The sequence below is a fragment of the Cellulosilyticum sp. WCF-2 genome (assembly GCF_003990395.1).
Classification (GTDB): Bacteria; Bacillota; Clostridia; order Lachnospirales; family Cellulosilyticaceae; genus Cellulosilyticum; species Cellulosilyticum lentocellum.
Map to the genome: position 1 here is coordinate 1,378,298 of NZ_CP034675.1, position 12,239 is coordinate 1,390,536.

Consider the following 12,239-nt stretch of genomic DNA (forward strand, 5'->3'; position numbering starts at 1 on the left):
TAGTAAAAAGTAATAGAAATAAGATTAGTATAAGCCAGCTGGGAGGAAAATGAGATGGATTTTTCTATGGAAGTAGTGGATGGTAAGGCAGTTGAAGAGGAGATTATAGAGCAGATTAAGCCTGAGCCTCAAGAGGTTGTGGCTCTAAAGAATATAGCAAACCAAAATGTAGCTAATCTTGTGAAGATAGACATGACTTCATTAGAGGAGAGAAGTACTGTTTTAAAAGGCATAGAGGAGTTTGGACTAGAGACCATTAGAAAGTCCTCCGAGAAAAATAGCTTATTACAAGTGCCTATTAAGGATTTATCTAAGCTTGGTGGAGAAGGCAGTGAAGTTGCTGAAGGGTTAGTAGCTTTGCAACATGAAATGAAGAATTTAGATCCTAGCTTAATTGATTTTAGTAAAACCGGGTTTTTAGGTAAGTTTTTTAACCCTATTAGGACTTATTTTGAAAAATATCAAAAAGCAGATAGTGTGATTAATGATATCGTTGCTTCTCTAGAACGAGGGAAAAATACTTTGAAGAATGATAATACCACGCTAGAAATAGAAGAAGTAGCCCTTCGGGATTTAACCAAGAAGCTAGCTAAAGAAATAGAGATGGGAAGCTTTATGGATGAAGCTATTTCACAGGAAGTGGATAAGGCTAGGGCGGCTAATGAGGATGCTGATAAAATAAGATTTATTTCAGAAGAGGTGCTGTTCCCACTGAGACAACGGATTATGGATATGCAACAAATGATTATTGTTAATCAGCAGGGGATTATGGCCATAGAAGTGATTCGAAGAAATAATAAGGAGCTTATTAGAGGGGTAGAGCGTGCGAAGAATGTAACGATTTCAGCGCTTAGAATTGCCACCATGGTAGCTAGTGCCCTTTATAATCAAAAGATTGTACTTAAGAAAATAGAAATGCTTAATGAAACCACCAATCAATTAATTAGTGGCACTGCTAATATGTTGAAGCAGCAAGGAGCAGATATTCATAAACAATCTATGGAAGCTAATGTTTCTGTAGAAACTTTAAAAAGTGCTTTTTCAGATACAATGGCGGCCTTAGAAGCGATTAGTACGTATAAACAAGAAGCCTTACCTAAGATGAAAGAGACCATAGCAGAGTTTAGAGAACTAGCAGAAAAGGGAGAGAAGGAGATACAAAAATTAGAAAAGAATGTTCAGCTAGAGAGCGTGCAATAACATATAAGTATGAATATAAAGTAATAAATAAGGTTAGGAATAAAATTTAATTTTGCCCCACTAGATGAGATAAATTTCTCTTTAGTGGGGTTTTATATTGCTGAGTTTTAATAAGCATAAGGATATTAGCTGTAGATTGAAGTTTTATTCAAATAATAAGTGTAGAATTTCAGAGAAAAAGTTGTTATAATATTTAGAAAAAAGTATAAGGAGGTCGCAATGCGAAGATTAGAAACGAAAGATTTTATAATAAAAGCAATTGATGAGATTACATATTTAACAGAAATGTGGAAGCATAGTGTCAATATAGTATTTAACATTGAGATTGATGAAGATGAAGGAAATGAAGAAGTATACATGAACAAACTGACTCAGGTCATAGAAGAAAATCTGCCAGAGATTCAAGAACGCCTAGAATGGATCGAAGCTAATCAAGATAAACTAATAGAATGCTTGTTGTCAGAAGGAAATGTTCTAACCACAGTGAGAAATTATATGGGAAATCATCACAAACAAGAATATATTCAAATGGAGAATGGTGTACGACTAAAACTACCTATTTCTTTAGAAGATTTCTTAGCATACGTTTTACATTGTGATGAAATAGGGTTTGGCATAAGTGCTACGGATGATGAGGTAAAAATGGAAATAAGTATGTTCTTTACAGCTAGAGAAAATCTTTTAGGAGGACATATGTGGGAAATCGTAGTGAGTGGCAATAATGAAATAAGGTCCTTAGGATGCTGCCAATGAGATTTATTATGGTAATACAGTTAGGTGCTGAAGCATAAGCTAGTTGTAGTAGAATAAGCACATGATATATAGAAAAATAAAGAAGCTTTTTAGGGTGTTAGGACTCTGAAAGGCTTCTTTATTTTTGATAATCTTTTTATTTTTCATTTGCAAAGCTATATAATCTCCCTCTATATAAATAGTAAGGATCCATTTGAGTCACTATGGAAATCAAGAAAGAAGGATATTCAAATTAGCAACTTTGTCTCAAAATAATCTTATGAGGAACTGTAACTTCTAATGGTACAGTTCGTTTTGTATTAATTTGATCCATTAAAAGCTTTACTCCTGTTTGCCCCATAAGTTCTGTATAAATTTTTACAGTAGAAAGTTGAGGAAATGTATACTGAGAGGTTGGAATATCGTTACATCCAATTAAAGCTATGTCATTTGGAATGGATAAACCTGCTTCTGTAATAGCTCGGAGTGCACCGATGGCTAAAGTATCACTTGCAGCAAATATACAGGTAGGGAGATTGTTTTCATTTTGTTTAAGGAGATCCTTCATTAGAGCATAGCCCTCTTGAAAATTAAATTGGCCTATGCGAACGTAATTTTCATTATAGAGATCGTTAAGCTGTAGATAATTTTTAAAAGTAGTTTCACGTTCATCTACTAATGGGGTAGTATGATCGGATAGAATTTCTCGTCCGCCAATAAACCCAATTTTTGTATGGCCTTTGGAAATAATATGGTTGAGTATATCAGTTGTTATTTTGGTGAAGTCTGCATGCACACAATCATAGTTAGTATTTTCAGGCAGAGAATGAATAAGAACAATAGTTGATGAATAGGGCTCGATTAATTTTAAATGTTCTTTTGTAAATTTTCCAAGTATGATTAACCCATCGAAAGTATATTGAGAAAGAGCAGAAGGTGATATATCAGTATTAAAAAATTTTTGAAGCATGATGCCTTGGTTATTACATTCTTCCTCAATTCCCATACGAATAGAGATAAAATAGGGATCATTAAGCTCCTGAAGCTCATCAAACCAATGGATGAGTCCAATGCATATTGAAGGAGACTTAGTGGTTGATTCTACACTTTTTTTTGCTTTGGCTGGTTTCTGATAAGAAAGGAGTTCTGCTGTCTCAAAGATTTTTTTCTTAGTTTCATTGGTGACACTAATTGTATCATCATGATTAAGGACTCTGGAGACCGTTGCTGCAGAGACACCTGCCAAAGCAGCAATTTGTCTAATAGTTGCCATACTAACACCTCATTATGTATATCAAAATTATTATTTATAGGAAAGCTAAAAAACGCGTTTCAAGACTAGCTTTATTGTAAAAAAAAAAGAGAGGTAAGTCAATCAATTATAAAATATGTTTACTAAACAAAAAGCACAGTGCAATACAGAATAAAAATCAATAATAAGCAAAAATAAACATAATATTGACCAAGATATAGTTATTAATAACATAATGCATAAAATTTAGTAAAATAATATTGTTTAAATTAAAAACATATGGTAAATTCTAATTAACAGATGAAGTGTTTAGTAAACAAACGAATGGAGGGATGTAAATGAGTCAGCAAGAAATATGGTTTGTAACAGGAAGCCAACATCTTTACGGAGAAGAAACATTAAAGCAAGTAGCAGTAAATTCTAGAAAAATAGTAGACGCACTAAATAATACTGCAAAAATATCCTTAAAAATAGTGTGTATGGAAACAGTCACTACTTCAGATGAAATATTTGAAGTTTGTAAAGCAGCCAATAATGAGGATAAATGTATAGGCATAATCACATGGATGCATACTTTTTCTCCTTCAAAAATGTGGATTAATGGACTTAAAATTTTAAGAAAGCCTATTTTACATTTACATACACAAGCTAATAGAGATATCCCATGGGAAACAATGAATATGGATTTTATGAACCTTAATCAAGCAGCACATGGAGATAGGGAACATGGATTTATTTATACTAGAATGGGAATAGGACGTAAAGTAGTAGTAGGCTATTACGAAGATACAATAGTACAAGAAAAGATTGGAAGATGGGCGAGAGTTGCACTAGCAGCAGCAACTGCTAAGGAGCTGAAGGTGGTAAGGTTTGGAGATAATATGAGAGAAGTGGCTGTTACTGAAGGCGATAAGGTAGAAGCTCAAATCAAATTTGGTTGGTCTATTAATAGCTATGGGGTAGGAGATCTAGTAACTAGAATAAATGAAGTGACAGATGATCAAATAAATGGCCTTATGGAGGAGTATGAACAGAAATATAATTTTGCACCTGAATGTGACAAGGGAACAGAATTATATGAGCATGTTAGAGAACAGGCGAAAATGGAAATTGCCTTGGAGCAATTTTTGACAGAGGGCAAGTTCCAAGCATTTACAAATACTTTTGAAGATTTATATGGTATGAAACAACTTCCAGGTCTTGCAACACAAAGGTTAATGGAAAAAGGTTATGGCTATGGAGGTGAAGGAGACTGGAAAACAGCAGCACTTACACGTACCATGAAAATAATAGCAGATAATAAAGCAACATCATTCATGGAGGATTACACGTATCATTTTAATCCAGAAAACAAAATGGTATTAGGTGCTCATATGTTAGAAGTATGTCCAACTATAGCCAATGAAAAGCCTCGTATTGAGGTACATCCACTTGGCATCGGTGGAAAGGAAGCACCGGCAAGATTAGTGTTTGATGGAAAAGCTGGAGAAGCAGTATGTGCTTCTCTTATTGATATGGGTGGTAGGATGAGACTTATTATTGCAGAGGTAGAAGCTGTTGAAGTACCTCATAAACTGCCACAGTTACCAGTAGCAAGAACGACTTGGAAGCTTAAGCCTTCTTTAGAGATAGGGGCACAGGCATGGATTTTAGCTGGTGGCGCACATCATACAGTTTTCTCCCATGAGGTGACAGTAGAGGATTTAGTAGATTGGGCAGAGATAATGGATATTGAGTATGTCATTATTAATGAGTCTACTGATATTCTTAGATTGAAACAAGATTTGCGTACGAATGAGTTAATTTGGAAATTAAGGTAAGGGGATAAACATATGCATAAGAAGTATGTTATAGGGATAGATTATGGCAGTGATTCTTGTCGAGGTGTCATTATAGATACAGATAATGGGTATGAGTTAACTAGTGAAGTGTTTTATTATCCTAGGTGGAAGCAAGGTAGATACTGTGATGCCACTAAAAATCAATTTAGACAGCATCCATTAGATTACATAGAAGGACTTAAACATGTGGTTAGAACAACTGTAGATAGAGTAGGAAAAGAAATAGCTAATGATATTGTAGGTATCAGTATTGATACAACAGGTTCAACACCTTGTCCTATTAATGAAGCAGGTGTACCTTTAGCACTTTTACCAGAGTATGCAGATAATCCTAATGCCATGTTCATCTTGTGGAAAGACCATACAGCCGTAAAAGAAGCAGCCCAAATTAATGAAGTAGCTAAGACTTGGGAAGGAACCTCTTATACCAAGTATATAGGAGGCGTATATTCTTCAGAGTGGTTTTTTGCTAAAATTCTCAGAACGTTAAGAGTGGATGAAGCTGTAAGGAAAGCTGCTTATAGCTGGGTAGAGCATTGTGATTGGATTCCTGCACTTTTAACCGGTGTTAAATCAGCTAAAGAAATTAAAAGGTCTAGGTGTGCAGCAGGGCATAAGGCTATGTGGCACAAAGAATTTGGCGGGCTTCCAAGTGAAGCATTTCTAGTAAGCATAGATCCTCTTTTAAGTGGATTAAGGGAAAGATTATTTGAGGAAACCTATACAGCAGATGAAGTGGCGGGTACTTTAACGGCTGAGTGGGCAAGTGCACTTGGATTATCAGAAGCAGTAAAGGTAGGGATAGGAGCATTTGATTGCCATATGGGAGCTGTAGGAGGAGGTATAAAACCTAAAGCATTAGTAAAAGTAATGGGTACTTCTACATGTGACATTTTAATAGAGGATGCCCAAATAGTAGGAGAAAAACTTGTTGAAGGCATCTGCGGGCAAGTAGATGGTTCTGTTATTAAAGGTATGATAGGAATGGAAGCAGGTCAATCAGCTTTTGGGGATATTTATGCTTGGTATAAAAACATACTGACTTGGCCATTAAAATGGATACCAGAGGCTTATAAGCAAGAAGTAGAAGCTAAGATACTTTATGAACTAGAGCAAGAAGCAGAGCAAGTTGATCCATTAACTAGTGGTGTACTTGCAGTTGACTGGATGAATGGCCGCAGAACGCCTTATGCCAATCAAAGTTTAAAGGGTGCTATTACGGGTATTAGTCTAGGAAGTAATGCCCCTATGCTTTACCGAAGTCTGATTGAAGCAACAGCTTATGGTGCAAAAGCAATTGTAGAATGTTTTAGAGCAAGCGGCATAGAAATTAACGAGGTGATAGCAATTGGGGGTGTTGCTAAAAAATCACCTCTTAATATGCAAATTGTAGCAAATGTACTTGATATGCCTATTAAGGTAGCTAAGTCAGAGCAATCAGTAGCAGTTGGTGCAGCTATTTTTGCTGCAGTTGTTGGTGGAGTTTATGAAACGGTGGAAGAAGCCCAGGCAAATATGGCAAGTGAGATAGAAAAGGTATATATGCCAGAAGCAGAAAAAGTAGATCTCTATCAAGAACTTTATAAAAAATACCTTAAAGTAGGAAAAATGCTTGAAGCTAACCAATGGAATTAGCATAGAAGGAAGGAGGCCTATTATGTTAGAAGCATTAAAGCAGGAAGTATGGGAAGCAAACATGGAATTACCTAAAAGAGGGCTTGTTGTTTATACATGGGGAAATGTGAGTGGCATTGATAGAGAGTCAGGACTTGTTGTTATTAAACCCAGTGGAGTAGCATATGAAGACCTAAAGGTAGAGGATATGGTCATAGTAGATTTACAAGGAAAAGTAGTAGAAGGAAGCTATAAACCATCCTCAGATACACCTACACATATAGAGCTTTATAAAGCTTTTGCAGAGGTGGGAGGGATTGTACATACACATTCATCTATGGCAGTAAGCTTTGCTCAAGCAGGACGTAGTGTGGTAGCTATGGGAACTACACATGCTGATTATTTTTATGGAACGATTCCTTGTACAAGAGATTTGACCAAGGAGGAAATTGAAGCATCCTATGAAGCGCAAACAGGAAAGGTGATTGTGGAAACCTTTAAGGGAATTGAACCCTTGCATATTCCAGCAGTATTAGTCAAAGAACATGGCCCCTTTACCTGGGGGAAAAATGCTATGGAAGCTGTCTATCATTCAGTAGTACTAGAAGAAGTATGTAAGATGGCTTGGCAAACTACTTTGCTAAATCATACAAGCGTTGGGATGCAGCACGATTTATTAGATAAGCATTTTCTGAGAAAGCATGGCGCACAGGCTTATTATGGCCAAAACTAATGGATTACATTCAGCGTGCTATTTAGAATAGAGACTTATAGAGTGACCAATTAACGAAGAGAGGATGTGCAGTATGTTTAAGTTGTATATTAATCCTAATATTAAGAAGGGACATATTAATAAAGAAATTTATGGGCATTTTTCAGAGCATTTGGGAAGATGTATTTACGAAGGTATTTATGTAGGTGAGGACTCTACGATACCTCATATCAATGGCATGCGAAAAGATGTAGTTGAAGCATTAAAGGAAATGGGTATTCCAGTACTGCGTTGGCCAGGTGGATGCTTTGCAGATGAATATCACTGGAAAGATGGAATAGGTCCTAAAGAAAATAGGAAAAAGATGATTAACACTCATTGGGGTGGCGTAGTAGAAGACAATAGTTTTGGAACACACGAGTTTATGGAGTTATGTGAGCAACTTGGTTGTGAGGCATATATTAGTGGCAATCTGGGAAGTGGCACTGTTCAAGAAATGAGTGAATGGATAGAATATCTCACTTTCGACGGGGTATCACCTATGGCTAATCTAAGAGCAGAAAATGGCCATTCAAAACCATGGCGAGTTAAGTATTTTGGTGTAGGAAATGAGAACTGGGGCTGTGGTGGCAATATGACACCAGAAGGCTATGCCAATATGTATAGGCGCTATCAGACTTACATAAGAGATTATAATAATGAACAGAAAATTAATAAAATCTGTTGTGGTCCCAACAGTGATGATTATGCATGGACTAAAACGGTGTTAAAAACTTGCTTTGAGAATACGCCAGAGCACTTAAATGGGCACATGAATGGTTTATCCTTACATTACTATACAGTACCAGGTTCATGGGAACATAAAGGAAGTGCTACTAAGTTTGATGAGGAAGAATGGTATAAAACACTTAATAAAACGCTATATATGGAAGAGCTAGTGAAACGCCATAGCACGATAATGGATGAATATGATCCACAGAAAAAAATTGGGCTTATAGTAGATGAATGGGGCACATGGTTTGATGTAGAACCAGGTACAAATCCAGGCTTTTTATATCAACAAAATACAATGAGAGATGCCTTGGTAGCAGGAATTAATTTAAATATTTTTAATAAGCACTGTGATCGTATTAAAATGGCTAATATTGCTCAAATAGTGAATGTACTTCAATCTGCTATTTTAACAGAAGGAGAAAAGATGTTATTAACACCAACTTATTATGTATTTTATTTATACAAGAATCATCAAGAGGCCACACTTGTAGATAGTTATATAGAGACAACTATGATTGGAAAGGAAGATCACCAAGTTCCTAATTTACATGAATCTGTTTCCGTAGATAAAAATGGCGTAGTTAATATAACTATTAATAATTTATCTGTTAATGAGTCTTATGAAGTAGAAAGCCATTTTACAGATTGGAATATACAACAAGTCAAAGCTACAGTCTTAACAGCAAGAATGGATGACTATAATAGTTTTGACCAGCCAGAGAAGGTGCAACCTACTGAATTTAAAGATTTTAGTGTGGTAGATCAAAAGCTCAAGTTTACAATACCAGCATGTAGTGTATTACATTTTGAGATTAAATAGATGAGAGAGTGTAAACGTTGTTTGATAAGAGACCTAGATGAAAGGTTGGACTATGAAAATATGTTTACCTATATTAAACAGTTAGATAAAGAAATTAAAACAGAAGAGATTCTTTATGAAAGCAGGCTTGCAATATGTAAACAATGTCAGTCTCTCATCAATGGTATGTGCAAGCATTGTGGTTGCTTTGTTGAAATGCGAGCAGCTGTGCAAAGTAATTATTGTCCTTATAAAAAATGGTAAGATTAGAAAAATAGCTTATGTCTCATATGTATGGGGCATAAGCTATTTTGGTATGGATGAAAGGGCATGACTTTTTAATGAAACTGACCAACTTGTGAAGGAGAGTATCCTTTAATATCCTTAAAGAGTTTGCTGAAGTAGTAGATATCATCAAAACCACACTTTAAGGCAGTAGCTGTAATAGTAAACTCACCACTTAAGAGTAGATTTTCAGCATGGTTAATTTTGATTTGATTGATATATCTTTTGACACAGTAGCCGGTACATTGCTTAAATAAGTTACCAAAGTAAACGGGATTAAGTCCGACTAATTCAGCCAGTAGTTCTACTGACAGTTTATCAGTATAATGCTGAGCAATATAAGAGATAACCTTCCTGATACGGGGGTCTATAAAGGTTAAATCATTGCGATAATAAAGGAGAGAAAGTAGTCTATATAAAATGCCAGTAAAGAGCGTACGTGAATGAAGTATGTATCCAGGCTTTTTCTCTAACCAAGCTACATTAAGCTCCTGATAAAAGTGAATAAGAGAGTCAAGAATGCCAATATGCGAAACAATGGGGAATGGCAAAGAGACTTCGTTATGTTCAAAGTCATGAAGTAGAAAATTAACAGGATAACACATCATGGGATTATGAGGATTAGTGGTAGCAGAACGCAGACTATGTTGAGGAATACAAAGTAAATCTCCAGCTTTGACATGATAGGTCTTATGATTAATAACATAATCGGCTTCTCCACTATAAATATAAGTCATGTCGATGAAATCAATACGGCTCTCTTCTATAATCCAGTCAGGATTACATTGCCTAGAAATGAAATAGCAAATGGTAACGATAAGATTATCATAATTAGGTAAACTCTGATTCATTAGATTCTCCTTTAATAAAACTTGAAAAATTACAAATGCTATGTAGTTTATACATGGCGTTTATACTACTCGTATTATAAAATGAGCATATAAAAAATACAAATACATTTTTCGAAATTTAATAATCAATAAGAAAGAGGAAGCGTATGATGAATGGTAACGAGAAAAGTAAAATGTATCACTGCTGGCTGGACTATCAACTACATAAAAAGCAATCAAAAGAATGGATTTATGGCAATCAAATTTACTGCGCAGAGGACCTATTAAAGGAAGGGGTAATTCAATCAGCCATTGATGAACTAAAATTGTTTTTTCTGCAACACTTTGACTTAAGTATGGACGTAGTAACCAAAAAGCCAGTACAAGCACATATCGCCTTAGACGTTGCAGAGACTTATGGATTAAAGGAAGGCGCTTATGAAATGGTCGCAGAAGACAATCAGCTTCTTATCCATGCAAGTAGTTGTAACGGGATTTTATATGGTGCATTTGGATTGATACAAGTTATTAAAAGGCAAATACCTGTTCAAGGACTAAAGATTAAAGAAGAACCCACTAATAAAATAAGAATGATTAACCACTGGGATAATAGTGACGGTAGTATTGAAAGAGGTTATGCAGGAAAGTCTATCTTTTATCATAACAATGAAATCATACAAGACATGGGTAGGATTAAAGACTATGCTAGGTTATTAGCTTCTGTAGGTATTAATAGTATTTGTATCAATAATGTAAACGTTCATCATTATGAGACTCAATTTATTACAGACATTTATTTAAAGGATATTGCACGTATTGCTAAGGTGTTTGAAGCTTATGGTATTCGTCTGTTCCTGAGTATTAATTTTGCAGCGCCTATTAGTCTTGATCATTTAGAAAATGCAGATCCTTTAAATACAGAGGTCAGAGAGTGGTGGAGAAAAACAGCCGAGCACATTTATAAGGTAATTCCCAATCTAGGTGGATTTTTAGTGAAAGCAGACTCAGAAAATAGGCCTGGACCGTTTACTTATGGACGTACTCATGCAGAAGGAGCCAATATGCTAGCAGATGCTGTAAGACCTTATGGAGGGCTTGTTATATGGCGATGCTTTGTTTATAACTGCCATGTGGATTGGCGAGATAGGACAACAGATAGAGCTAGAGCGGCATATGATCATTTCATAGATTTAGATGGCCAATTTAATGATAATGTAATTTTGCAAATTAAGAATGGTCCTATGGATTTCCAAATTAGAGAACCATTATCGCCATTATTTGGAGGACTTAAAAATACTAATCAAATTTTAGAATTTCAAATCACACAAGAATATACAGGACAACAAAAGCATATTTGCTTTTTGGTACCTATGTGGAAAGAATGCCTGGATTTTGATACTTATGCAAAAGGAGAAAATAGCAGGATTAAAGATATTGTAAGTGGCAATTTATTTGGTAATAAAGAAACAGGCATAGCAGGTGTTGTGAATATTGGAGACAGTGAGTGCTGGAGCGGAAATCCTATGGCAGCTGCTAATTTATATGGTTTTGGTAGACTATGTTGGAATCCTCATTTATCCTCCAAAGAAATTGCGGATGAATGGATTAGTCTTACATTAGGATTAGATAAAAAAGTTCATGAGGTAGTCAGTAAAATACTTTTAACGTCTAGAAAAACTTATGAAGATTATACTGTACCTTTAGGTATAGGCTGGATGGTTAATGTAGGCCATCACTATGGTCCTAATATTGAAGGCTATGAATATTCACCTTGGGGAACTTATCATTATGCAGACTACAAAGGTATAGGTGTTGATCGTACTTTGAAAACAGGAACAGGTTATGTCAATCAGTATCTAGAACCCAATAGGAGTTTGTACGAAGATATTAAAACTTGCCCAGAAGAGCTTCTTTTATTTTTCCATCATGTGTCTTATGACTATCAGCTAAAAGATGGAAGGACACTATTACAATATATATATGATGTTCACTTTGAAGGTGTAGAGCAAGTAAGAAGTTATCAAAAAGCATGGGAAAGCCTAGATGGAAGTATAGACCGAGATTTTTATAATGCAGTGAGCAAAGGCTTAGAAGTTCAGCTAAAGGACGCTAAAGAATGGCGGGATGTGGTCAATACTTACTTTTACAGAAGAACAGGTATAGGGGATAGTAAAAATAGAAAAATTTATGAGTAGTAGAA

Annotated in this window: 10 protein-coding genes and 1 tRNA gene; 8 read left to right on the top strand and 3 right to left on the bottom strand. The window is 35.4% G+C overall.

Features of this window, described 5'->3' with window-relative positions:
* Positions 1 to 54 precede the first annotated feature (54 nt).
* Positions 55 to 1,200, top strand: coding sequence for a toxic anion resistance protein (locus EKH84_RS06035; protein WP_127065575.1), 1,146 nt, complete (start codon positions 55 to 57; stop codon positions 1,198 to 1,200).
* Positions 1,201 to 1,419: 219 nt separating this feature from the next.
* Positions 1,420 to 1,953, top strand: a complete 534-nt coding sequence (locus tag EKH84_RS06040) for a hypothetical protein (RefSeq protein WP_127065576.1) — start codon at positions 1,420 to 1,422, stop codon at positions 1,951 to 1,953.
* Between the two features lie 232 nt (positions 1,954 to 2,185).
* Here the strand turns inward: EKH84_RS06040 and EKH84_RS06045 are convergent, their stop codons facing one another.
* Positions 2,186 to 3,205 (bottom strand): LacI family DNA-binding transcriptional regulator, encoded by a 1,020-nt coding sequence (locus EKH84_RS06045; protein WP_127065577.1) that lies wholly within the window; start codon positions 3,203 to 3,205, stop codon positions 2,186 to 2,188.
* Positions 3,206 to 3,522: 317 nt separating this feature from the next.
* Here EKH84_RS06045 and araA point away from each other — a divergent pair, with 317 nt between their 5' ends.
* Positions 3,523 to 5,004, top strand: a complete 1,482-nt coding sequence (gene araA, locus EKH84_RS06050) for an L-arabinose isomerase (RefSeq protein ID WP_127065578.1) — start codon at positions 3,523 to 3,525, stop codon at positions 5,002 to 5,004.
* Between the two features lie 12 nt (positions 5,005 to 5,016).
* Positions 5,017 to 6,660 carry a ribulokinase gene (locus tag EKH84_RS06055; protein ID WP_127065579.1) on the top strand — a complete coding sequence of 548 codons (1,644 nt, stop codon included), beginning with the start codon at positions 5,017 to 5,019 and terminating at the stop codon, positions 6,658 to 6,660.
* Between the two features lie 467 nt (positions 6,661 to 7,127).
* On the opposite strand, the gene EKH84_RS21760 is transcribed toward EKH84_RS06055, so the two are convergent.
* A tRNA-OTHER gene (locus tag EKH84_RS21760) sits at positions 7,128 to 7,213 on the bottom strand.
* Here EKH84_RS21760 and EKH84_RS21895 point away from each other — a divergent pair.
* The 3 genes from EKH84_RS21895 to EKH84_RS06070 all read left to right on the top strand — a co-directional run bounded on the left by EKH84_RS21895 (position 7,214) and on the right by EKH84_RS06070 (position 9,188).
* On the top strand, positions 7,214 to 7,372 hold the full coding sequence (locus EKH84_RS21895) for a hypothetical protein (protein WP_190283502.1): 159 nt from the start codon (positions 7,214 to 7,216) through the stop codon (positions 7,370 to 7,372).
* 73 nt (positions 7,373 to 7,445) lie between these two features.
* Positions 7,446 to 8,945 (top strand): alpha-N-arabinofuranosidase, encoded by a 1,500-nt coding sequence (locus EKH84_RS06065; RefSeq protein WP_127065581.1) that lies wholly within the window; start codon positions 7,446 to 7,448, stop codon positions 8,943 to 8,945.
* The gene (locus tag EKH84_RS06070) at positions 8,946 to 9,188 is read left to right on the top strand and encodes a DUF6171 family protein (protein ID WP_013655593.1); all 243 of its coding nucleotides are present in this window, start codon (positions 8,946 to 8,948) and stop codon (positions 9,186 to 9,188) included.
* Positions 9,189 to 9,262: 74 nt separating this feature from the next.
* Here EKH84_RS06070 and EKH84_RS06075 read toward each other — a convergent pair whose 3' ends face one another.
* Complete coding sequence (locus EKH84_RS06075; protein ID WP_127065582.1) at positions 9,263 to 10,060, bottom strand: helix-turn-helix domain-containing protein; 798 nt, start codon at positions 10,058 to 10,060, stop codon at positions 9,263 to 9,265.
* 146 nt (positions 10,061 to 10,206) lie between these two features.
* Between EKH84_RS06075 and EKH84_RS06080 the strand changes: the two genes are divergently transcribed.
* Positions 10,207 to 12,234: an alpha-glucuronidase gene (locus tag EKH84_RS06080; RefSeq protein ID WP_330547591.1), complete on the top strand. Its 2,028-nt coding sequence runs from the start codon at positions 10,207 to 10,209 to the stop codon at positions 12,232 to 12,234.
* Positions 12,235 to 12,239: the final 5 nt, after the last annotated feature.